The following is a 23785-nucleotide window of genomic DNA, read 5'->3' on the forward strand; positions in this document are numbered from 1 at the left end:
TCAGCCCTTGTCGGCCTTGCCGGCGGCGGCCGCGAACTTCGCCAGACGCACGTCCAGGTGCCGTGGTCGATGCCCGTGGTCCTCGGCGCGCTCCTTGCGGCGGATCGCGTTGCGCACCATCAACGAGCCGAGATAGCGAATCGGCTCCGGCGGAAAGAAACCCAGCGGCCCGTTGACCAGGGGCGAGCGGGTCCAGGCATTGTCGAGCCCCTGGACCATCGAAGCGAGAATCTGCCCGCCCATGTGGCACGGGCCGACGCCGCTGCCGGAGTAGCCAAAACCGTAGAACACGTTGCCGCTGGCACTCATCTGCCCGAAGAACGGCAGTCCGGTGACCGAGCGATCCGACGGGCCGTTCCAGGTAGCTTCGACCTTGACGTCGGCAAACGCCGGGAAGAAGTCCGTCAGACTGCTTCGCAACAAACCGGCATAGGGCGATGGCTGATCGAAAACCGGCAACATGCGCCCGCCATAGGCGAACGTATTGCCGCCCTTGCCGAGCATGATTCGACCGTCCGGGGTGTTGTGGTAGTAGTGCACGAAAATCCGCGAATCGAGCACCGTGACGCCACTGGTCAAACCAATCTCATTGAGCAAATCCGGCCGCGGTTCGGTGATCGCCATGTCGCTGGAAACGATCGCCACGCTACGTTCGAACTGCGGGAAGGCCCGGGCCATCCAGGCGTTCATTGCCAGCACCACGCGATCGGCGCGAACGGTGCCGTGACGGGTTTCGATCCCCGCCGGTTTGCCTTCCGCCAGACCGGTCATGGCGGTATTTTCATGAATCTTCACCCCCAATTGCAGGGCCACGCGGCGCAAGCCACGCACCAGTTTGCCCGGCTGCACACTGGCCGCCGCCGGTGAAAACCAGCCTTCCAGGTGTTTGCTGGAACCGGCCATCCGCTGCACGTCGGCCACGGGACGCTGGGTGAACGAGTTGATGCCGTTGCGCTCCAGCGCGGCGATCACCGCATCGGTGGAGCCAACCTGGGCGCGGTTGGTCGCGGTGTAGAGCGTGCCATCGAGGCGGTAATCAGCGTCCACCGCGTACTGTTCGCAGAAGGCGCCGATGGCGTGGATGCTGCGCTCGGATTCCTGGACCAGTCGCACGGCCTCTTCAACGCCAAACAATCGTTCCAGGGTGAAATACTTGGCCGACCACGACAGCGCACAACCACCGTTGCGCCCACTGGCGCCGGCGCCGCAGATGTCCGCTTCGATCAGCAACACATCCAGTTCGGGGTTCTGCTCCTTGAGCATGATCGCGGTCCACAACCCGGTGTAACCGCCGCCGACGATACACACGTCGGCGCGGGTGTCGCCTTCCAGTGGCGGACAGGTTTCGGATGTATCAGCCTTCAAGGCCTGGTCCAGCCAAAAGGGTCTCATGGGTCATTCTCCGGTCAGTTGCCCGCACGCCGGCCTGCCGCAGGTGCAGCAGGCGACGAGGGACGGGATTCAGGTACGCAAGGGTTTGATGGTCATCGCTTGATTGGGCACGTAGGCAAAGTGAGTGCCCATGCCACCCGGGCGGCTGTTCCAGTGCGGGATCAGCACCAGTGCCGAGAACATCGCGCAGCCGGCGAAGACGATGAACACAGTCACGGTGTCGAAGTAGCCCGGCAGCAACCCGCCAAGAATCGCCCCGACCGAGCCGCAACCATTGACGAAACCGGCCGCCGTGGCACCCGCCTTGGCGGTGCCGAAGTCGATGGCGGCCGCGCCGCTGATCATCGAGTCCGGCCCGTAGAGCGTCAGGCCCATGACAAACAACAGCGCCACCACCAATGCCACGCTGCCGGTATGCAGGGCGCCCATGAAAAACGCCAGGGACACGGTCAGCGCCAGCAGACTGATCACGCAGGCCGGCATGCGCCGGGCGCCAAACAGCTTGTCCGAGGCCAGGCCGATCAGGATCGGCCCGAGTAACCCGGCCAGTTCAAACGCGGTGGGGATGATTGCCGCACCGACCTTGCCCACCGAAGGCATCTGTTCGAAAACGATCACCGGCCCCCACAGCAGAATCGCGTAGCGCGCCGGTTTCAACATGAAATACGCCAGCCCGAGCACCAGCACCGTGCGGTTGCGCAAGATTTCCTTCAATGGCACCCACATGCTGACTTTGCTTTGCGCTTCGGCTTGTTCGGCGGTCAACTCAGGTTCCGGTTCCACCGCCGGCAAGCCGACGTCTTCGGGTTTGTTGCGTTGGAAAATAAAAAACAGCACAGCGACCAGCCCGACCACCGCCGCACTGGAAATGAACGCCGCATGCCAGCTGCCGACGAGCGTGTACGCCCACCAACCGGCAAACGGCGAAGCCACCAGCCCACCAAAGGCGTAGCACGAGCTCCATAAGCCCAATACACGCCCACGTTGCTGCGAAGGGAAGAAACTGCCGAGGTTTTTGCACAGCCCCGACCAACCGGTGGACTGCGCCAGGCCTTGAATCAGCATGCAGGTGGCGAAGATCGGTAGCGTGGCGAAACTGCCCATCACCAGCGCGGCGGCTGCCGATATCAACAAACCACCGAGTACCACAACCCTTGGGCCGAAGCGGTCGGCGAGGATGCCCCAGGTGAATTGGCCGATGGCGTAGGCGGTGAGGTAAATGGCATCGAGGTTGGCCATGGCCATTTTGTCGAGCATGAACGTCGGGTCTTCGCCAATACCGAGTTTGGCGACCGAAAAGGCTTTGCGGGTGAAGTAGAAAGCGGCGTAGGCGAGCCAGGTGATCGCGAAGATCTGCACGCGCCAACGCTTGATGGTGCCGATGTGCTTGTTCATTGTGGTTCTGACCTCAGGGTGTGAGTGTGCCGGCAGAATGTGAAGAAAACGCCTGTGTTTTTATTGTTGAGCACTGCGAAATCGCCTTGTCCCTGTGGGCGATTCCGGTCAGATGAGTCCTGTTGATGCACGCACAGGCTCATGGCACCCGCCGCTGTTCGACTGAACAGTCAGCGGGGCTGAGGTGGATAAAAACAATTACTGATTAATAAGTGAAATCGATTTATCGTATTTCAAAAATAAGCTCAGCTTGTTACTGGAGATTCCCATGTCGGTTTCCCACGCCCAGCTCAAAGCCTTCCATGCGGTGGCCGTGCATGGAAGCTTTACCAAAGCCGCCGAGCGGCTGTTTTTGACGCAACCGGCGATTTCCGACCAAGTGCGCAAACTCGAAGAGCGCTACGGCGTGTTGCTGTTCCATCGCAACAAGCGTTCGGTGCGCCTGACTGATTTGGGCGAACGCCTGCTCGGTGTGACGCAGAAATTGTTCGTGATCGAAGCCGAGGCCCAGGAACTGTTACAGGACTCCCAGGCCTTGCAAACCGGCAGCCTGATTCTGGCGGTGGACGCGCCGGTCCACGTATTGCCGCAGATCGCCCGCTTCTGTGAGCGCTATCCCGGCATCAGCGTCAAGATCGAAACCGGCAACACCGATGAGTCGCTGTTCCGGCTTTTCAACTATCAAGCTGATCTGGCGTTGCTGGGTCGCGATGTCAGCGATGAGCGCTTGCTCTCGTTGCCACTGCGCAATGACCCGATGGTGGCGTTCGTATCCCGCCATCATCCTTGGGCCGGCCGCCAATCCATCACCCTCGCGGACCTCGACGACACGCCGCTGGTACTGCGGGAAATCGGTTCCGTGACGCGCCAGACCCTGGAAGAAGAAATGGCCGGCGCGGGGTTTCGCATTCGCCCGGCGATCCAGGTGGAAGGTCGTGAAGCGGCGCGGGAGGCGGTGGTGGTGGGGATTGGCGTGGGTGTCGTTTCGGCGGCCGAGTTTGGTGCGGATTCACGGGTGTGCGCATTGCCGATTACCGATTGCAAACGCCGGCTGACAGAAACCCTGGTGTGCTTGCGCGAGCAGAGTTCGCGGCGGGTGGTGGCGACGTTTCTGCAGATGGTTCGCGAGAGTCTGGTGTAGGCAGGTCCGGCGTCTTCGCCAGCAGGCTCCCACAGTGGTGCTGTGTCGTCCCGAAAATCCGTGGAAGATGCAGATCCCTGGTGGGAGCTAGCCGGCTGGCGATTGCAGGCGAGTCGATCTACTTGCCTGTCGCCAACCCTAAAAACGCCTGAATAAGGCGCAAATCCCGCCGCCGCTCCATGCACCCCATCATGTGCCGGTTCACCAAGCCCTCACCAATGATCGGCACCGCCGCCACCCGTGGGTCATGGCTGACTTCTACCGACGACACCACACCGACCCCCAACTCCGCCGCCACGGCTTCGGTCACCGCTTCGCGACTGTCCAGTTCCAGCAACACCCGCGGATTGACGCTGGCCTGGGCACACGCCTCATCGAAGGTGCGCCGGGTGATTGAACTCGGTTCACGCAACACCATGATCACCTGATCCAGCTCTTTGAGCGGCACGCCCTTGGATCGCTGCGCCCACGGATGCCCATCGGGCACCAACGCACAAATGCGTGACTCACTGAGCGCCTGCAAATGCAGGCCCTTGCGCGGCTCGACCTCGGTCAACACCGCGACGTCGGCGTGCTCGGACAGCAACGCCGCCAAGGTTTCCTGAGCATTGCCCAGGCGCAAATTCACGGTGATCCCTGGATAACGCGCACGCAGGCTCGCCAACATCGGCATGACCATGTGCGGGCCGTCCGCCGCCACCTCCAGGCGCCCGGTCAATAACTGCCGGTTGGCCTCGAGCATCACTTGCGCTTCTTCGGCCAGACCGAACATCGCCCGGGTGATCGCCGCCAGCTTGGTGCCCTCTTCCGTCAATTCCACCCGACGGGCAGTCCGACGCAACAGGGTGATCTGGTAATGCTCCTCCAGCGCCTTGATGTGCCCGGTCACCGCCGGCTGGCTGATGAACAGTCGCGCGGCCGCCCTGGTAAAGCTGCCCTCCCGGGCCACGGCATCGAAAGCGCGGAGCTGGAACAGGTTCATGGATAAACCTCACTGATGGCTGGCATAACAACAAACAATTTGATTGATAACCCGGCAAATAGCAATTTAGGCACCAACGCTTCATCCCATCGATTGCGAGGACACGAGAATGAGTATTGCCGCCCCCATCCTGCTCACCCCTGGCCCGTTGACCACGTCGGCCCGCACCCGTCAGGCAATGATGGTTGACTGGGGGTCGTGGGATGACCGCTTCAATCAACTGACCGCCAGCCTCTGCGAGCAACTGCTGGCGATCATCAACGGCGCCGCCACCCACCACTGCGTGCCGTTACAAGGCAGCGGCACCTTCGCGGTCGAAGCGGCCATCGGCACACTGGTGCCTCGCGATGGCAAGGTCTTGGTGCTGATCAACGGCGCCTACGGCAAACGCCTGGCGAAGATTTGCGAAGTGCTCGGCCGCTCGTTCAGTACCTTCGAAACCGCCGAAGACGAACCGACCACCGCCGCCGACGTCGACCGCCTGCTGCGGGCCGACGCCGGTATCACCCACGTTGCACTGATCCACTGCGAAACCAGCACCGGCATCCTCAACCCGCTGCCGGACATCGCCCAGGTCATTGCGCAACACGGCAAACGCTTGATCATCGATGCCATGAGTTCCTTCGGTGCTCTGCCGGTCGATGCTCAGCAGATCCCGTTCGATGCACTGATCGCCGCCTCGGGCAAATGCCTGGAAGGCGTACCGGGGATGGGTTTTGTGTTCGCTCGCAAAGAATCCCTGGCCAGTGCCGCCGGCAACTCGCATTCGCTGGCGATGGACCTGTATGACCAGCACACTTACATGGTCAAGACCGGCCAATGGCGCTTCACCCCGCCGACTCACGTGGTCGCGGCGCTGCACGAAGCCCTGCTGCAATACAACGAAGAAGGCGGCTTGCCGGCCCGACACAAGCGCTACGCCGCCAACTGTCAGGCGTTGATGGAAGAGATGAGCAAGCTGGGCCTGCGCAGTTTCCTGCCGGCCGAGATCCAGGCGCCGATCATCGCCACCTTCCACGCCCCGAAAGATCCGCGCTACCAGTTCAAGGCGTTCTACGAACGGGTCAAGGCCAAGGGTTACATCCTCTACCCCGGCAAACTGACCCAGGTCGAAACCTTCCGTGTCGGCTGCATTGGCTACGTCCAGCCAGCCGAAATGCGCGAAGCCGTAGCCGCCATCGGCGAAGTGTTGCGCGAGATGGAAGTGCTCGAGATTTAAGTCCATCGCACTCCCCTGTGGGAGCGGGCTTGCCCGCTTCCACAGGTAATCGAACTCCTACAGGAATATATTTGCCATGAACTACACCAACCCGACCACACTGCAAGCCGCCATCCTCGACTGGGCCGGCACCGTTGTCGACTTCGGTTCCTTCGCCCCGACGCAGATCTTCGTCGAAGCCTTCGCCGAGTTCGATGTCCAGGTTTCCATTGAAGAAGCCCGTGGCCCGATGGGCATGGGCAAGTGGGATCACATCCGCACCCTGTGCGATCAACCGCAAGTCGCCGAGCGCTATCGTAAAGTCTTCGGCCGTACGCCGACCGACGATGACGTGACTGCCATCTACCAGCGTTTCATGCCGCTGCAGATCGAAAAAATCGCCGAACATTCGGCGTTGATTCCCGGCGCTCTGGACACCATTGCCAACCTGCGCGAACAAGGGATCAAGATTGGCTCCTGCTCCGGCTATCCAAAACAAGTCATGGATAAAGTCGTCGAACTGGCCGCCACCAACGGTTACATCGCCGACCACGTGGTCGCCACCGACGAAGTGCCGAATGGCCGCCCATGGCCGGCCCAGGCACTGGCCAACGTGATTGCCCTGGGCATCGACGACGTCGCGGCCTGCGTGAAGATCGACGACACCGTCCCGGGCATTCTCGAAGGCCGTCGTGCCGGGATGTGGACCGTGGCGCTGATCTGCTCGGGCAACGCACTGGGCCTGGACTACGAAGGTTATCGCGCCCTCGCCAGCGACGAACTGGCCAGCGAGCGCAAACGCATTCATGCACTGTTCGAAGGGTCGCGTCCGCACTACATGATCGACACCATCACCGACTTGCCCGACGTGATCGCCGACATCAACAAGCGGCTGGCCCAAGGCGAGATGCCGCAAGCCCACTGATACGCGGACAGCACCGCCCCCTGCAGGAGCTACCGAAAGCTGCTCCTGCAGGGGGCGGTGCGCTTTTGCTGTCAATTAGCTGAACAAAGCCACCTGCGTCCCTGAGCTTAAGGTAACGCCACTGAAACAGGATTACAGTTAAGGCATACCGTCGATCAAGAACGGTCGCTTAAAACCGGGCCTCAGAGGAATACCGAATGCCGTGGAAAAACTCCGCTTCGCGCTACAGCACCGTGTCGATCACGTTGCACTGGTTAATGCTGGTCTTGCTGGCACTGGTTTATGCCTGCATCGAATTACGCGGCCTCTTTCCCAAGGGCAGTGGCGGGCGAACGCTGATCGTCGAATCCCACTTCATGCTTGGCCTGACGGTGTTCGTATTGGTCTGGTTGCGCCTGTTAGCCCGCAGCCTTGGCCCTGCTCCGCAAATCCTCCCGGCGTCGCCGCGTTGGCAATTGACGCTGGCCAGGCTGATGCACTGGGCGCTGTACATTTTCATGATCGCCATGCCGATTTTTGGCTGGCTGGTCACCAGTGCCAAAGGCAAACAAGTGATGTTCTACGGTTTCGACTTGCCGCTGTTGATAAACGAGAACAAGGAACTGGCCAAAGAGCTCCAAGACTGGCACGAACTCGGCGGCACCATCGGCTACTGGCTGATCGGCCTGCATGCCGCGGCCGGGCTTTATCACCATTATGTGGTGGGTGATAACACCTTGTTGCGGATGATGCCAAAACGGGTAACCCGAACCTGAGGTGTGGCACCTGTAGGCGCGAGCAGGCTCGCGCCTACAGGACTGATGACAATATTCAGGGTTGAGCATTGAACCCCCGCCGCCCCTGCAAGCCGCCGGTATGAACGAAGATCAGGCGTGTGCCCTTTTTGAATCTGCCTGCTTCGACCTGCTGCCTGAGCGCCAGCAACGCCTTGCCGGTGTACAGCGGCTCAAGAGGAACGCCGCTGGCACTTTCGGCCTGTTCGATGAACTCAAGTAACCGCGGATCAACCTTGGCAAAGCCGCCACGGCAGGCATCGATCAGCTCATAGGCCGGATCGCTCAGCCCCGCTTGCGTCACAATACTGTCGACCTGCTGCGCCACGCCATGGTCATCCGGCACCGCCAACGCCCCGTAAACCGGGCGTTCGCCCGCTTCGGCAAGCACCAGGCCCGCCAGCGTCGTACCGGTCCCGCAGGCCAGCCACCAACCGTCGTAATCGCTCCAGCCCAGGCCGCTCAAGTGCTCGCAAACCTGATCCTTGAGCGGCATGCAGCCACGCGCGCCAAGTAACCCACCGCCCCCCTCGGGCACGGGGTGCAGGTCGGGGTATCGGGCTTTCCACGGCAACCAGAAACCGGCTTCATGCCTCGCCCGATAACCGCCATAACCCAGCCAATGCAGTTGCATGCCGAACGCCTGCAAGTCCTTTACCGTGGGTGTTTCCTGAGAATGCCCACGCAACAGGCCCACCGTGGAAAACCCGAATCGCTTGCCGGCCGCCGCCAGTGCATGCAGATGATTGGAGTGCGCCCCGCCGAGGCTGATGATGCCTTTGGCGCCGGACTGTTCAGCGACGTTGAGGTGTTCGATCAGCTTGAACCATTTGTTGCCGCTGATCAGTGGGTCGATCTGGTCCAGACGCAAGAGGGCGACTTCGACATGGGCAGTTGTGAGCCAGTCGAGAGACAGGGGTTCGAGGGGGGCTTGGGGGAGCCAGTCGTTGGGAGAAAAAAGCATCAATGCCGCTTCCGGATGAAGGTCCGGCATCTTAGCAATCAAACGGTGGCGAGGGAGCTTGCTCCCTCGCCACCGCAATTGGGTGGATTACAACTCGGCGGCCAACCGTGAGCCCTGGTTGATCGCGCGCTTGGCATCCAGCTCAGCCGCGACATCCGCGCCGCCGATCAAGTGCACGTTTTGCCCCGCCGCTACCAGGCCATCCTGCAATTCGCGCAGTGGGTCCTGACCGGCGCAGATCACGATGTTGTCCACCGGCAACACGTGCGGCTCGCCGTCTTCGCCGATGCGAATGTGCAGGCCTTCGTCGTCGATCTTCAGGTATTCGACGCTGTTGAGCATTTGCACCTGCTTGTTCTTCAGACCGGTGCGGTGAATCCAGCCGGTGGTCTTGCCCAGGCCATCGCCGACCTTGGATTTCTTGCGTTGCAGCAGGAACACTTCACGGGCCGGTGCATGAGGCGCGGCCTTGATGCCGGCGACACCGCCGCGCGCTTCCAGGTGCGTGTCGATGCCCCACTCTTTCCAGAACTCATCGCGATTCAGGCTGGTGGCCTGCCCCTGATGCACCAGGAATTCCGAGACGTCGAAGCCGATGCCGCCAGCGCCGATCACCGCGACGCGCTTGCCTACCGGTTTACGCTGTAGAAGCACGTCCAGGTAGCTCAAGACCTTGGCGTTCTCGACGCCCGGAATTGCCGGGGTTCTTGGCGCGATGCCGGTCGCAAGGATGATCTCGTCAAAGCCCCCCTCGACCAGTTTCGCCACATCCACGCGAGTGTTGAGGCACACCTCGACATTGGTGGTCTGCAGTTTGCGACCGAAATAACGCAGGGTCTCAAAGAACTCTTCCTTGCCCGGCACACGCTTGGCTACGTTGAACTGTCCGCCGATTTCGCTGGCCGAATCGAACAGCGTCACCTGATGGCCGCGCTCGGCCGCCACGGTCGCGGCGGACAGGCCCGCAGGACCGGCACCGACTACAGCGATTTTCTTGATCTGCTTGACCGGCACGTAGTTGAGCTCGGTTTCGTGGCAGGCGCGAGGGTTGACCAGGCAACTGGTCAGCTTGCCGCCGAAGGTGTGATCCAGGCACGCCTGATTGCAACCGATGCAGGTGTTGATTTCATCAGCGCGGCCTTCAGCCGCCTTGTTGACGAAGTCCGGGTCGGCGAGGAACGGGCGCGCCATGGACACCATGTCGGCATCGCCATCGGCCAGAATCTGCTCGGCCACTTCCGGGGTGTTGATGCGGTTGGTGGTGATCAGCGGAATGTTCACCGAACCACGCAGCTTGGCCGTGACCTTGCTGAATGCCGCACGCGGCACCTTGGTGGCGATGGTCGGAATCCGCGCTTCGTGCCAGCCGATACCGGTGTTGATAATCGTCGCACCGGCCTGCTCGATGGCCTTGGCCAACAGCACGATTTCTTCCCAGGTGCTGCCGCCCTCGACCAGATCGAGCATCGACAGACGGAAAATGATGATGAAATTCGGCCCCACCGCTTCACGCACCCGGCGCACGATTTCCACCGGCAGGCGCATGCGGTTTTCGTAGCTGCCGCCCCAACGGTCGGTACGGTGGTTGGTGTGGGCGGCGAGGAACTGGTTAATGAAATAACCTTCGGACCCCATGATCTCGACGCCGTCGTACTCGGCCTGTTGCGCCAGGGTCGAACAGGTGACGAAGTCGCGGATCTGCTTCTCGATGCCGTCCTCGTCCAGCTCTTTCGGCTTGAACGGGTTGATCGGTGCCTGGATGGCGCTTGGCGCGACCTGCTTCGGGCTGTAGGCGTAACGACCGGCATGGAGAATCTGCATGCAGATCTTGCCGCCCGCCTCGTGCACCGCGCGGGTGACGATCCGATGCTTGAGCGCTTCTTCCTCGGTGGTCAGCTTGGCGGCGCCAGAGTACACACCGCCCTCGTCGTTCGGGCCGATACCCCCCGTGACCATCAAGCCAACCCCACCCCGGGCACGTTCGGCGAAATACGCCGCCATGCGCTCGAAACCACCTGGTTTTTCTTCAAGCCCGGTGTGCATCGAGCCCATCAGGGTGCGATTGCGCAACGTGGTAAAACCCAGATCCAGCGGGGCCAACAGGTGCGGGTAATGAGCGGCGGTCATCGGTAACTCCACAACGAGCGATCACGGATAAATGTGGGCGCTCTTTGGCGCCCCTCTGTCATGGCCTACAGACTATGAGCAGTACAGCGGACGCTCAATGACCGAAACTGACAACTTATTGATCGCAATGAGCAGCAGGCCTTGGCAAGCGTCGGCTTGGGCCATACCCTAGTCGTCAAACCCTGCACACGGCCGTTGACTGTTTCCCCATGCGCAAACTTCTGTACCTGACTTTCTCCATGGCGCTGGTCGCCGCTCTTACAACCTACGCCATGTGGGCCGCAGACCGCCCGGTGGGTCATTACCTCTCGGACCTACGGATCGATCTCGCCGTCGACCAGGGTCAACCCGCCGACCGGGGCAACCTGCTGGGCATCCAGCCCGAGCTGTTTCCTACCGATTACCAGAGCCCTGAACGCCTTCACCGCAAGCTCGCCGCTTACCTGCAAAAGGCCCGGGAACAGGGTCTGTTGAATGAGAAAACCATCGTGGTACTGCCGGAGCATGTCGGTACCTGGCTGATGGTCACCGGCGAAAAAGATGAGTTGTACCAGGCCACCACACTCAAGGAAGCCATGAACTGGCTGGCCGTGAGCAATCCGCTGAAGTTCGTCCGCGCGCTGATCGGCGCCGAGGGTGGCAGCCGTCTGGACGATGCACACTTGCGGATGAAAGCCAAAGGCATGGCCAAGGACTATCAGGCGCTGTTCGGCGGGCTGGCGAAAGAATTTGACGTGACACTGGTGGCCGGCTCCATCGTGCTTCCCGATCCAAGCGTGATCGACGGCAAACTGAAAATTGGCCGCGGTGCGTTGTACAACAGCAGTGTGGTATTCGGTCGCGATGGCGTGCCCATCGGTCAACCGCAGCGCCAGATGCACCCGGTCTTTGAACAACAGGATGCGATCAAGGCCAATGGCGACCATACCCTCAATGTCGTCGACACCCCGGCCGGGCGCCTTGGCGTGCTGATCGGCAGTGACAGCTGGTACCCGGACAACTACCGCAAGCTCGACGCTGAACAGGCGCAACTCGTCGCGGTCCCCGCTTTCGTCGTCGGGCGAGGCACCTGGGATCAACCGTGGCGCGGCTACAAGGGATCGTCGACACCTGGTTCCGTCAGCCTCAAGCCCGGGGAGCTCAGCGAAGGCCAGGCCTGGCGTCACCTGACCCTGACCACACAAGCCCCTTCGAGCCGGGCCATCGCCGGCATGAGCGTATTCTTGCGCGGCCAGTTCTGGGATCAACCCAGCGCCGGGCAGAGTTTTCTCAGCAGCAACGGCCAGCACTTTGCCGATGGCAATGCCCGCGGTGCGCGTTTGTTGAACCTGTGGTTGTAAGCCATGAAACCGATGCCGATGCGTCTCGGCGATTTATCGGTAGGCTTCGTTCATAGCCTGGCGGACGCCGTGCGCAGCCTCGGGGCTGATCCACAGCCCCTGCTGGAGCAATATGGCCTGGACGCGGCCCGCCTCGGCGAAGCGGGCGCCCGACTGTCGATCCCGCGTTATATGCGCCTGGGGCACAGTGCGATTCAGTTGACCGGCAACCCGGCGCTCGGCTTGCGCATGGGGCAGCTCAGCCGTCTGAGCCAGGCCGGCCTGGCGGGCATCACCGCAGCCCAGGCGCCGACGGTACGCGAGGCGGCGCGCTGCCTGATTCGCTTCGAAGCGTTGTACGGCTCCAACTATCGCGGTCATTCGAGCTTTCACGAAGACCCGCAAGGCGCCTGGTTACGCTTCTATTCCATCAGCCCCTATAACAGCTACAACCGCTTCGTGGTTGATTCGATCATCGCTGGCTGGTTGCAGCAATTATCCAGCCTCAGCCCTGCCCCACTGAAGGCCGAACGCATTGAGATCGAATTCGACGCACCCGACTACAGCGCCGCCTACGACGCATTGGGCGACGGCCCAATACAGTTTGGTGCCGAACACAATCAACTGCGCCTGAGCCTGGCCAGCCTCGCCCAACGCAACCCGGAGCACTGCCCGAGCACTTGGCGCCATTTGCTGAGCTTGTGTGAGCGGGAACTGGAGCAACTGACACGCACCCGTAGCCTGCGTGAACGCATCACTCAGTTACTGGGGCCGTTGCTCAATGGTGGCCGGGAACCCGACCTGGAAGAAGTGGCGGCACGCCTTAAGCTGCCTACCTGGACCTTGCGTCGCAAACTCGCTGAAGAAGGCACGCAGTTTCGTGCAATTCTCAACGACACCCGTCGCGACCTGGCCATGACCTACATTCGCGATACCGAACTGGCGTTCGGCGAAATTGCCTACCTGCTGGGCTTTGCCTCAGCCGAAGCGTTTCAACGCGCTTTCAAACGCTGGACCGGCCAGACTCCCGGCGAGTTTCGCCGCAGTCATCGGCAATCCGCCTGACGCTTACAACTCGGTAGCATCTTCGGCAGGTTCCAGCGGGTCCAGTTCAAACGCCTGATACTCGAGCAGCTCTTCTTGATAATCGTCCATTTTTTAATCCCCCACAGCTTATTGAAGAATACGTCTGATCCAGTGGTCAGCGACTCTGAGATTAAGGTGCCCGTGTGAAAGAAAAATGACGCGGGCACGACACTCCGTCGCTACTGAATAAAACGTAGCAGGCCGCCAGGGATTTATCAGCGGTTTTTTTGATTCAGGCCGCAGAACAGCGGCCTGGCTTGATGTGTATCAACGTATGCGGATGTTACTGCCCGTCACGGCATGGCCTTGATCGGTTCACTTGGCGCAGGCAAGTCGTTGGGATTGCCAGGCGGTGTGATGGTCTGCGTCTCAGGGGCTGGCTCTGCAACCGGAGCGGGATTGATCGGCGCGGCCTCAGGCGGCGGTGCAACCGGCTCAGAAGCGGCAGGCGGCTCATCGGCGGCTTTAGGCGCTTCTGGCGCAGGTGCAGGCGCTGGGGCAGCCTCCGGGGCCAATGGCGCCGGTACAGCCTTGGGTTCAGGCATACCCAGATCGGTTTTCGGCTTCTCGGCAATGTGCGCCGCTTCCTTTACTTCCTTGGGCAGGAAAAGTTCGACCAACGCGAAGAACCGCTCGTAGAACTTGGCGGAGGTAACGGTTTCGCTCGCTACCTTGACCATCGAATCGTCCGACGAGCCAATCGGCATCGACACCGAACCCAGCACGCCGACACCGAGACTGGCGGAGTTGTTGGTTTTCTTCAGTGCGTACTGGTCTTGCAAGGCGTTGGCGAACACAGTGGCGTGATGCCCGGCACTGCCGTCTTCGGCACAGACCACACTGAAACTGATTTCCATGTGGGTCTCGCCGGTCTGCTGGAAGCTCTTGTGCCCGCTGACCAGTTTCGGATCGCTGCTGGTGATGATGTAACCCTGGCTGAGCAAAGCACGACGAGCGGCTTCGCAGGACACCGAATCGGTCACCGGATAGTTACGGGAAAATGTTCCGGAATCGTCGAAGTTCTCATGCTCATAGATGGCGGTTTTCTTCGACGAACAACCGGCAGCAGTGGCCAGCAGCAACGCCAGCCCGACAACCCGCATGGGAATTGATTTAAACATTGAACATCCTGAGAAAAACGGTTCGGGGCGTATTGTGCAACAGATCGATGCTTAGCGGCGCAACGATTGTGTCTTAAAACAGTTACAGGTGTGTTGACTCCAGTATTCGGTAAACGTCTCATGCGTTTGTCGTAACACCTGAAATGAAAAACCCCGACCTTCCGGCCGGGGTTCTCTTGACACTCAACTCAGTCAAACATCAGAAACGCTTGATGTCGGCCTCGCTTTCCAGCTGCTTGCGATACGCCGCGAAGTCTTGCTGACCTACACGCGAGGCGAGGAAGCGACGGTATTGAGCCTTCTCTTCTTCGGTCGGTGTTGCAGCTTCGTTGACGCCATTCAGACGCACGATCACCAGACTGCCATCAGCCAGGGTCACACTGCTGAACGTGGGCTTGTCCTTGCCGGTTGGCTTGGGCATGCGGAACAGCGCTTGCAGCACAGTCGGGTCTATCCCTTCCTGAGCACGGGTCGTCGCTTCGGTGACTTTCCAGTTCTGGCCGTCAATCGCCTTGTCCAGCGGGGTCTTGCCGTCGCGCAGGCTGGCTATCAACTCTTCAGCCTTGGTCTTGGCAGCCGCACTGGCGTGCTCTTTGGTCAGTTGCACGCGAATGGCGGCAGACACTTTTTCCAGCGGCAGCTGCGCAGGCTTCAGGTGTTCCTTGGCACGCAGCACGATCACGGTTTCCGGATCGAGCTCAATGGCGGTGCTGTTGGCACCCTCATCCAGCACTTCAGGGCTGAACGCAGCGGTGACCACGGCACGGTTGGCCGCGATACCTTCACCACCTTCACGGCCGAACGGCGCGGAGGTGTGAACGGTCAGCTTCAAGTCCTGTGCCGGCTGGGCCAGATCGGAAGCCTCGAACGAAGCATCTTCCAATTGCTTGGTCGCCTCGACGAAACGCTGCTCAACTTGTGCGGCCTTCAGATCGCGGGTCAGCTTGTCTTTCAGGCTGGCGAAAGTCGGCACTTCAGGCGCTTCCACACCCAATAGCTTGATCAGGTGGAAACCGAAATCGGTACGCACCGGCTCGGAAACCTGATCCTTGTTCAACGAATACAGCGCTTTTTCGAACGCTGGATCGTAGACACCAGGACCGGCATAACCCAAGTCACCGCCGTTGTTGGCCGAACCCGGATCCTGCGAGAACTCCTTGGCCAGCGCTTCAAACTTCTCACCCTTGTTCAGGCGTGCCTGGATCTCATCGATCCTGGTCTTGGCCTGCGCTTCGGTCGTCTTGTCGTTCACTTCGATCAGAATGTGCGCTGCCCGGCGTTGCTCGGACAGGTTCGCGATTTCTTTCTGATACGCCGCTTGCAGGTCTTCGTCCTTGACGCTGACCTCATCAAAGAAGGAAGCCTTCTTCAATTCCAGGTAATCGATGATCACCTGATCCGGCGTCATGAATTCCTTGGCGTGTTCGTCGTAATAGGCTTTGACTTCGTCGTCAGTCAGCTTCACCGCTGCCGGGTCGGCCTTGATGTTCAGGAAAGCGAAATCGCGGGTCTGTTTTTCCAGACGGGCGAAGGCCAGTACCTGACCATCGGTGACAAAACCGCTACCCGCCAGACCGGCGCGCAACTGACCGATCAGCATTTCCTGAGCCAGCATCTGGCGGAACTGCATACGGCTGTAGCCCAGCTGGCGAATGACCTGGTCAAAACGCTCGGCACTGAACTTGCCATCCACCTGGAATTCAGGGGTTTGCAGGATCACCTGGTCGAGAGCCGCTTCGGAGAAAGCGAATTTGGAGTTTTCTGCGCCTTGCAGCAGCAGTTTACGATCGATCAAACCCTTGAGTGCCGAATCGCGCAGCATTTTTTCGTCAAGCAAGGAAGCGTCGAAATCCTTGCCCAGCTGTTGCATGAGCTGACGGCGTTGCATATCGACCGCCTGGCTCAGCTCGTTCTGGCTGATCTCTTCACCATTGACCTTCGCCGCCTCATTCTTGCTCGTCGTGGCCTGAAAAATGGCGTCGAAACCAGTCAAAGCCATCAGTGCAACGATGACCCCGATAATGGTCTTGGCAATCCAGCCTTGTGAATTGTCCCTGATATTCTGCAGCATGCGTCCCCCATAAACGGTTGAACTTCAAAATTAGGCAACCGTGGAGCGTGGGTAGAATCCGGATAGAAGAAAGGCGCATCCGAGGATGCGCCTTCTCGTAACTGGCGGAGCGGACCGATGACTCGAACTTGTGAGCCTCGGTGTCTCGGACCGGCGACCTGCCGACTGGACTACCGCTCCGCTGCCAGGTCAGGCTTGACCCCGACCCGGATAAGCAAAAACCTGAATCGAACTTAGTTAACAGCTTCTTTCAGTGCTTTACCGGCTTTGAAACCTGGTTTTTTGGCTGCTGCGATTTCCAGAGTCTTGCCGGTCTGTGGGTTACGACCGATACGAGCTGGACGATCAGTTACGGAGAACGTACCGAAACCAACCAGAACAACCGAGTCGCCAGCCTTGAGAGCGCCAGTGACGGATTCGATTACAGCGTCCAGCGCACGGCCAGCAGCAGCTTTCGGGATATCAGCGGATGCAGCGATAGCATCAATCAGTTCCGACTTGTTCACTCTAAGTCCCCTTATATCTATTTGAGTATGATTCTAAGTTTTTTTGGTGAAAGCAAAAACGAGTGCTGAATGGCCTACAGACACTTAAGAGCCGCTTTATAACAAGGGCTCTAAAAAACTGTCAAGGAAGCCCCCCAGGCAAATACGTACTAATGCGTGCTAATTCTTTCCTTGGAATCGGACTCGCGTTTTTCATCCTTCGCGACAATCTCAGGAGCCACATCCGGCAAGGGCTCCGGCGCGTATTGCAGCGCAATTTGCAGGACCTCGTCAATCCATTTAACCGGTTTAATCTGTAGATCCTGCTTGATATTGTCAGGAATTTCCTTCAAATCGCGAACATTCTCTTCTGGAATGATCACCGTCTTGATTCCACCACGGTGAGCAGCAAGCAGTTTTTCTTTCAAACCACCAATCGCCAGCACCTGACCACGCAAGGTGATTTCACCCGTCATGGCCACATCCGCGCGCACAGGAATGCCGGTCAACGCCGACACAAGCGCCGTGCACATACCTACACCAGCGCTAGGACCATCCTTCGGCGTAGCCCCTTCCGGCATGTGGATGTGCGTGTCACGCTTCTCGTGGAAGTCCAGAGGGATCCCCAGGCTCTTCGCCCGGCTGCGCACAACAGTGAGTGCCGCAGTGATCGATTCGACCATCACGTCACCCAGCGAACCGGTCTTGATCAACTGGCCTTTCCCCGGCACGACAGCGGCTTCGATGGTCAGCAATTCGCCACCCACCTGAGTCCACGCCAACCCGGTCACCTGACCGATCTGATCCTGCTGTTCTGCCAGGCCGTAGCGGAATTTACGCACGCCCAGGAAGTGCTCCAGATCATCCGAAGTAACCTTCACCGAGAAGCGTTTTTCCAGCGCATGCTCTTTGACTGCCTTGCGGCAAACCTTGGCAATCTGGCGCTCCAACCCACGCACACCGGCTTCGCGAGTGTAGTAGCGGATGATGTCGCGGATCGCTTCGGCGTCGAATTCCAGTTCGCCTTTCTTCAAACCGTTGGCCGTGATCTGCTTCGGCGAAAGATACTTCACGGCGATGTTGATCTTCTCGTCTTCGGTGTAGCCCGGCAAACGAATCACTTCCATCCGGTCCAGCAGCGCCGGCGGAATGTTCATGGAGTTCGAGGTGCACAGGAACATCACATCAGACAGGTCGTAGTCGACTTCCAGATAGTGATCGTTGAAGTTGTGGTTCTGCTCGGGATCGAGCACTTCCAGCAACGCCGATGCCGGATCGCCACGCATGTCGCTGCCCATCTTGTCGATTTCATCGAGCAGGAACAATGGGTTGCGAACGCCGACTTTCGTCATCTTTTGAATCAATCTTCCCGGCATCGACCCGATGTACGTCCGGCGATGACCACGAATTTCCGCTTCATCGCGTACACCGCCGAGGGCCATGCGCACGAATTTACGGTTGGTGGCGTGTGCGATCGACTCCGCCAGCGAGGTTTTACCCACGCCCGGAGGACCAACCAGGCACAACACCGGACCACGAATTTTCTTCACGCGCTTTTGCACGGCGAGGTATTCGAGGATCCGCTCTTTGACTTCCTCCAGACCATAGTGGTCGGCATCCAGAATGTCTTCTGCACGTGCCAGATCCAGTCGCACCTTGCTCTGCGCCTTCCAGGGCACCTGAACCAGCCAGTCGATGTACGAACGCACCACGGTGGCTTCCGCGGACATTGGCGACATTTGCTTGAGCTTGTTCAGCTCAGCCGTGGCTTTGGCCAACGCGTCTTTCGGCAAGCCGGCGGCATCGATGCGCTTTTTCAGCTCTTCAATTTCGTTGTGGCCTTCATCGCTGTCGCCAAGTTCTTTCTGAATGGCCTTCATCTGCTCATTCAGGTAGTACTCGCGCTGACTGCGCTCCATTTGCTTTTTGACGCGACCGCGAATGCGTTTTTCAACTTGCAGCAGATCAATCTCGGCATCCAGCAACGCCAGGACGTGCTCGACCCGTGCCGACAAATCGATGATTTCAAGAATTTCCTGCTTCTGTTCGATTTTCAGCGCCATGTGCGCGGCCATGGTGTCGACCAGGCGCCCGGGCTCGTCGATGCTGTTAAGCGAAGACAGGACTTCAGCCGGGACTTTCTTGCCCAACTGAACATATTGTTCGAACTGCGACAGCAGGCTGCGGACAAACACTTCCGACTCGCGCTCTGGCGCATCAACCTCGTCGATCAACGAGACTTCGGCACGGCAATGGCCGTCCACTTCGCTGAAGCGCTCCACGGCGCCCCGCTGCTCGCCTTCGACCAAAACCTTCACAGTGCCATCCGGCAGCTTGAGCAACTGCAGGACGGTAGCAATCGTACCTACGCGATAAAGCGCGTCTTCACCGGGATCGTCGTCAGCAGGGTTTCTCTGAGCCAGCAGAAGGATCTGCTTGTCACCCGTCATCGCTGCCTCGAGGGCTTCGATGGATTTCTCGCGCCCCACGAACAGCGGGATAACCATGTGCGGATACACAACGACATCACGCAATGGCAGGAGAGGCAATTCGATGGTTGTCTTCATGATTTCGCCTCTACGGCGGCCATAAGGCCGGAAACAGATGGAAGTAAGCTTGAAACCAAGATGGGGGCAGCCTTCAAAAAAAACAAGCACAAAGACTGTGTAAAAAACTGGAAAAAGCAAAGGGGCCCGAAGGCCCCTTCTTTGTACCGGCTGCGTGACGCTTAAGCGTCTGGAGCAGCCTTGGCAGCAGGTTCACTGTTTTCATAGATATACAGTGGCTTGGACTTGCCTTCGATCACGCTTTCATCGATCACTACTTTACTCACCTCGGACTGCGAGGGGATTTCATACATAGTGTCGAGCAACACACCTTCGAGAATCGAACGCAGCCCACGGGCGCCGGTCTTGCGTTCCAGCGCACGCTTGGCAACCGACTTCAACGCATCGGTGCGGAACTCCAGGTCCACGCCTTCCATCTCGAACAGCTTGGCGTATTGCTTGGTCAGCGCATTTTTCGGTTCGGTGAGGATCTGCATCAAAGCAGCCTCGTCCAGCTCGTCCAACGTGGCAAGCACCGGCAGACGACCGACGAATTCCGGGATCAGACCGAACTTGACCAGATCGTCAGGCTCGACTTCACGCAGGGATTCACCGACTTTCTTGCCCTCTTCCTTGCTGCGCACTTCGGCGTTGAAACCGATGCCGCCCTTGGTGGAACGGTTTTGAATAACCTTTTCCAGACCGGAGAACGCGCCACCGCAGATGAACAGGATGTTACGGGTGTCGACCTGCAGGAATTCCTGCTGTGGATGCTTGCGACCACCTTGCGGCGGAACGGAAGCGACCGTGCCTTCGATCAACTTGAGCAGGGCCTGCTGCACGCCTTCACCGGAAACGTCCCGGGTGATCGACGGGTTGTCAGACTTGCGCGAGATCTTGTCGATCTCGTCGATGTAGACAATGCCCATCTGGGCCTTTTCCACATCGTAATCGCACTTCTGCAGCAGCTTCTGAATGATGTTCTCGACATCTTCACCCACGTAACCCGCCTCGGTGAGGGTGGTTGCGTCAGCGATGGTGAACGGAACGTTCAGCAAGCGGGCCAGTGTTTCGGCAAGCAGGGTTTTACCCGAGCCTGTCGGGCCGATCAGCAAGATGTTGCTCTTGCCGAGTTCGACGTCGTCGTTCTTTTTGTCACGCTGGTTCAGGCGCTTGTAGTGGTTGTACACCGCTACGGCCAGAACCTTTTTCGCACGTTCCTGACCAATCACATACTGATCAAGGATGCCGCTGATTTCTTTAGGCGAAGGCAATTTATGCGCGCTGCTTTCGGCCTGTGCTTCCTGCACCTCCTCGCGGATGATGTCATTGCACAGGTCGACGCACTCGTCGCAGATAAAGACCGAGGGGCCGGCAATCAATTTGCGTACTTCATGCTGGCTTTTGCCACAGAAGGAGCAATAGAGCAGCTTGCCGTTGTCCTCGCCGTTGCGGGTGTCAGTCATTCGTTCGATCCAAATCCGATAGGCTTGCAACACAAGATGAAGGCTATTGCGGGCTTTTTCAAGCCCGCCGCTGATCAGACGCGCCGACCAAGCCTATTTTGAGCTGCTTATTTTTAAGCTGGGCGCTGGTTGATCACTTCGTCGATCAAACCGTATTCCTTCGCAGCTTCTGCACTCATGAAGTTGTCGCGGTTGGTATCTCGCTCGATTTCTTCCAGAGTGCGACCGCTGTGCTTGGCCATCAGCATGTTCAGACGCTCGCGGATGAAGAGGATTTCCTTGGCATGGATTTCGATATCCGACGCCTGGCCCTGGAAACCGCCCAGTGGCTGGTGAATCATCACACGCGAGTTCGGCAGGCAGTAACGCTTGCCTGGGGCACCGGCTGTCAGCAGGAATGCGCCCATGCTGCACGCCTGACCGATACAGGTGGTCGACACGTTGGGTTTGATGAACTGCATGGTGTCGTAGATCGACATGCCCGCTGTCACCGAACCGCCGGGGGAGTTGATATAGAGATGGATGTCCTTGTCCGGGTTTTCCGCTTCAAGGAACAGCAGCTGCGCACAGATCAGGTTGGCCATGTAGTCCTCTACCGGACCCACCAGAAAGATCACTCGTTCCTTGAGAAGACGCGAGTAGATGTCATAGGCGCGCTCGCCACGAGCGGACTGCTCGACAACCATCGGGACCAGACCGCCTGCGGCCTGGATATCAGAGTTCTGCTGAATATACGAATTACGGAACATGCTCTGCAGTCACTCCCAAATAGTTATGTCTTGAATACGCATAAGCCAGCTCGAGAGCTGGCTTATGGTGTTTGCTTCTCAGCGCAAAAACAATCAGTCGGCTTGTGGAGCTTCTACCGGCTTGACCGCTTCTTCGTAAGAGACCGATTTGTCGGTCACGCTAGCTTTCTGCAGAACAGTATCCACAACTTGCTCTTCCAGCACAACCGAGCGCACTTCGTTCAGTTGCTGGTCGTTCTTGTAGTACCAGGACACAACTTGCTCAGGCTCCTGATAAGCCGAAGCCATCTCCTGGATCATCTCACGAACGCGAGCTTCGTCAGGCTTGAGGTCGAACTGCTTGACCACTTCAGCCACGATCAGGCCCAGCACTACGCGGCGCTTGGCTTGTTCTTCGAACAGCTCGGCTGGCAGTTGGTCTGGCTTGATGTTGCCACCGAATTGCTGAACAGCCTGCACGCGCAGACGGTCAACTTCGTTGGACAGCAGAGCCTTTGGCACTTCGATCGGGTTGGAGGCCAGCAGACCGTCCATTACCTGATTCTTGACCTTGGATTTGATCGCCTGACGCAGCTCGCGCTCCATGTTCTTGCGAACTTCGGCACGGAAGCCTTCCAGACCGGTTTCCTTGATGCCGAATTGAGCGAAGAATTCTTCGGTCAGTTCTGGCAGTTTTGGCTCGGAAACAGTGTTCACGGTCACGGTGAACTCAGCGGCCTTACCAGCCAGGTCAAGGTTCTGATAGTCCTCTGGGAAGCTCAGGTTCAAAACGCGCTCTTCGCCGGCCTTAGCGCCAACCAGACCTTCTTCGAAACCCGGGATCATGCGGCCGGAACCCAGAACCAGCTGAGTACCTTTGGCGGAACCACCAGCGAACACTTCACCGTCGACCTTGCCAACGAAATCGATGTTCAACTGGTCTTCGTTCTGGGCAGCACGATCGGCCACTTCGAAACGGGTGTTCTGCTTGCGCAGGATGTCCAGCATCTTGTCCAGATCGGCGTCAGACACGTCAGCGCTCAGGCGCTCTACGGTGATACCTTCAAAACCGGCAACGGTGAACTCAGGGAACACTTCGAAAACTGCAACGTATTCCAGGTCCTTGCCCGCTTCCAGGGACTTAGGCTCGATCGAAGGAGAACCGGCAGGGTTCAGTTTTTGCTCGACAACAGCTTCGTAGAAGGAAGACTGGATGACGTCGCCTACAGCTTCCTGGCGAGCTTCAGCGCCAAAACGACGCTTGATTTCGCTCATTGGCACTTTGCCTGGACGGAAGCCAGCAATCTTGGCCTTTTGGGCAGTCTGCTGCAGACGCTTGTTGACCTGAGTCTCGATGCGCTCAGCCGGCACGGTGATGCTCATGCGGCGCTCAAGAGCAGAAGTATTTTCAACAGAAACTTGCATGGATATTCCTCGTTGCACAGACGTTAGCCGGCCGTTTCCGACCCCAGAATCAAGGGCATGCATTCTAGTGGGTCAAACTCAAGAAGTCACCCCACTGAAAACGGGTAAAAAAGCAGCAGGCAATTAATAGGTGCGAATGCACGGATGCACCTCGCCCCGGTGGCAAATACAGCCAATCACGCCAAAGCTCTGCACCCACCCTTCCTTATATAGAAGAGGTTGCCGGGCATCGCTCTGACAGCCGCCCTTGCGAGCAAGACCGGCGGGCAGTACGGCATCATCGAGAAACATAAATACGACGAAACGCCCCGCCCTGCGACCCAGAACCTGCAGCCGCTGGATACTCAAACCGCTGAAACAAAAAAGGCGCCAGACTATTAATCTGGCGCCTTTTCGAAATATGGGGTGGACGATGGGGATCGAACCCACGACAACGGGAGTCACAATCCCGTGCTCTACCAACTGAGCTACGCCCACCATATTGCGTAACAAAGAAGCCAAACAACTTCTTCGTTGAACCCCAATCCTGCCGATCGACATGAGTGAAGCTTATTTGGTGCGGATGAAGAGACTCGAACTCTTACGCCTCGCGGCGCTGGAACCTAAATCCAGTGTGTCTACCAATTCCACCACATCCGCGG

At 58.9% G+C, this 23785-nt stretch carries 18 protein-coding genes and 3 tRNA genes; 6 read left to right on the top strand and 15 right to left on the bottom strand.

All coding sequences use genetic code 11. The features are described from left to right. Window positions 1–1392, bottom strand: coding sequence for an FAD-dependent oxidoreductase (locus BVK86_RS19755; protein ID WP_075948001.1), 1392 nt, complete (start codon window positions 1390–1392; stop codon window positions 1–3). 69 nt (window positions 1393–1461) lie between these two features. Further along, the gene (locus BVK86_RS19760; protein WP_075948002.1) at window positions 1462–2787 is read right to left on the bottom strand and encodes an MFS transporter; all 1326 of its coding nucleotides are present in this window, start codon (window positions 2785–2787) and stop codon (window positions 1462–1464) included. A 268-nt stretch (window positions 2788–3055) separates the two neighbouring features. On the opposite strand from BVK86_RS19760, the gene BVK86_RS19765 reads away from it, so the two are divergent. Next, the gene (locus BVK86_RS19765) at window positions 3056–3928 is read left to right on the top strand and encodes a LysR family transcriptional regulator (RefSeq protein WP_075948003.1); all 873 of its coding nucleotides are present in this window, start codon (window positions 3056–3058) and stop codon (window positions 3926–3928) included. 118 nt (window positions 3929–4046) lie between these two features. Here the strand turns inward: BVK86_RS19765 and BVK86_RS19770 are convergent, their stop codons facing one another. Beyond that, entirely contained in the window at window positions 4047–4910 is an 864-nt protein-coding gene (locus BVK86_RS19770) for a LysR substrate-binding domain-containing protein (RefSeq protein WP_075948004.1), read from the bottom strand. A 109-nt stretch (window positions 4911–5019) separates the two neighbouring features. Between BVK86_RS19770 and BVK86_RS19775 the strand changes: the two genes are divergently transcribed. The 3 genes from BVK86_RS19775 (at window position 5020) to BVK86_RS19785 (ending at window position 7788) form a co-directional block, all read left to right on the top strand. Then, the gene (locus BVK86_RS19775; RefSeq protein WP_075948005.1) at window positions 5020–6129 is read left to right on the top strand and encodes a 2-aminoethylphosphonate--pyruvate transaminase; all 1110 of its coding nucleotides are present in this window, start codon (window positions 5020–5022) and stop codon (window positions 6127–6129) included. A 76-nt stretch (window positions 6130–6205) separates the two neighbouring features. Then, window positions 6206–7033: a phosphonoacetaldehyde hydrolase gene (phnX, locus tag BVK86_RS19780; protein WP_075948006.1), complete on the top strand. Its 828-nt coding sequence runs from the start codon at window positions 6206–6208 to the stop codon at window positions 7031–7033. Window positions 7034–7230: 197 nt separating this feature from the next. Continuing rightward, window positions 7231–7788, top strand: coding sequence for a cytochrome b (locus BVK86_RS19785; RefSeq protein WP_075948007.1), 558 nt, complete (start codon window positions 7231–7233; stop codon window positions 7786–7788). Window positions 7789–7843: 55 nt separating this feature from the next. Here BVK86_RS19785 and BVK86_RS19790 read toward each other — a convergent pair whose 3' ends face one another. Beyond that, window positions 7844–8770, bottom strand: a complete 927-nt coding sequence (locus tag BVK86_RS19790; RefSeq protein WP_075948035.1) for a 1-aminocyclopropane-1-carboxylate deaminase/D-cysteine desulfhydrase — start codon at window positions 8768–8770, stop codon at window positions 7844–7846. An 87-nt stretch (window positions 8771–8857) separates the two neighbouring features. Continuing rightward, the gene (locus BVK86_RS19795; RefSeq protein WP_075948008.1) at window positions 8858–10897 is read right to left on the bottom strand and encodes an NADPH-dependent 2,4-dienoyl-CoA reductase; all 2040 of its coding nucleotides are present in this window, start codon (window positions 10895–10897) and stop codon (window positions 8858–8860) included. 209 nt (window positions 10898–11106) lie between these two features. Between BVK86_RS19795 and BVK86_RS19800 the strand changes: the two genes are divergently transcribed. Both BVK86_RS19800 and BVK86_RS19805 read left to right on the top strand, forming a co-directional pair. Continuing rightward, window positions 11107–12237, top strand: coding sequence for a nitrilase-related carbon-nitrogen hydrolase (locus tag BVK86_RS19800; protein WP_075948009.1), 1131 nt, complete (start codon window positions 11107–11109; stop codon window positions 12235–12237). Window positions 12238–12240: 3 nt separating this feature from the next. Next, entirely contained in the window at window positions 12241–13281 is a 1041-nt protein-coding gene (locus BVK86_RS19805) for an AraC family transcriptional regulator (RefSeq protein WP_075948010.1), read from the top strand. A gap of 314 nt (window positions 13282–13595) precedes the next feature. Here the strand turns inward: BVK86_RS19805 and BVK86_RS19810 are convergent, their stop codons facing one another. The 10 genes from BVK86_RS19810 to BVK86_RS19855 form a co-directional block, all read right to left on the bottom strand. Then, window positions 13596–14423 (bottom strand): DUF2242 domain-containing protein, encoded by an 828-nt coding sequence (locus BVK86_RS19810; protein ID WP_075948011.1) that lies wholly within the window; start codon window positions 14421–14423, stop codon window positions 13596–13598. 199 nt (window positions 14424–14622) lie between these two features. Further along, entirely contained in the window at window positions 14623–16494 is a 1872-nt protein-coding gene (locus BVK86_RS19815) for a SurA N-terminal domain-containing protein (RefSeq protein ID WP_075948012.1), read from the bottom strand. A 102-nt stretch (window positions 16495–16596) separates the two neighbouring features. Then, window positions 16597–16674: transfer RNA gene (locus BVK86_RS19820), tRNA-Leu, on the bottom strand. 53 nt (window positions 16675–16727) lie between these two features. Beyond that, window positions 16728–17000 (bottom strand): HU family DNA-binding protein, encoded by a 273-nt coding sequence (locus tag BVK86_RS19825; protein WP_002552737.1) that lies wholly within the window; start codon window positions 16998–17000, stop codon window positions 16728–16730. A 149-nt stretch (window positions 17001–17149) separates the two neighbouring features. Continuing rightward, the gene (gene lon, locus BVK86_RS19830) at window positions 17150–19546 is read right to left on the bottom strand and encodes an endopeptidase La (RefSeq protein WP_075948013.1); all 2397 of its coding nucleotides are present in this window, start codon (window positions 19544–19546) and stop codon (window positions 17150–17152) included. Between the two features lie 161 nt (window positions 19547–19707). Then, window positions 19708–20991, bottom strand: coding sequence for an ATP-dependent Clp protease ATP-binding subunit ClpX (gene clpX / locus BVK86_RS19835; protein WP_046032565.1), 1284 nt, complete (start codon window positions 20989–20991; stop codon window positions 19708–19710). A 113-nt stretch (window positions 20992–21104) separates the two neighbouring features. After that, window positions 21105–21740: an ATP-dependent Clp endopeptidase proteolytic subunit ClpP gene (clpP, locus tag BVK86_RS19840; RefSeq protein ID WP_075948014.1), complete on the bottom strand. Its 636-nt coding sequence runs from the start codon at window positions 21738–21740 to the stop codon at window positions 21105–21107. A 93-nt stretch (window positions 21741–21833) separates the two neighbouring features. After that, window positions 21834–23144, bottom strand: a complete 1311-nt coding sequence (gene tig, locus BVK86_RS19845; RefSeq protein WP_075948015.1) for a trigger factor — start codon at window positions 23142–23144, stop codon at window positions 21834–21836. A 401-nt stretch (window positions 23145–23545) separates the two neighbouring features. After that, window positions 23546–23621: transfer RNA gene (locus BVK86_RS19850), tRNA-His, on the bottom strand. Between the two features lie 77 nt (window positions 23622–23698). After that, window positions 23699–23783, bottom strand: a tRNA-Leu gene (locus BVK86_RS19855). Window positions 23784–23785: the final 2 nt, after the last annotated feature.

It is taken from the genome of Pseudomonas reinekei (genome assembly GCF_001945365.1).
Taxonomy (GTDB): domain Bacteria; phylum Pseudomonadota; class Gammaproteobacteria; order Pseudomonadales; family Pseudomonadaceae; genus Aquipseudomonas; species Aquipseudomonas reinekei.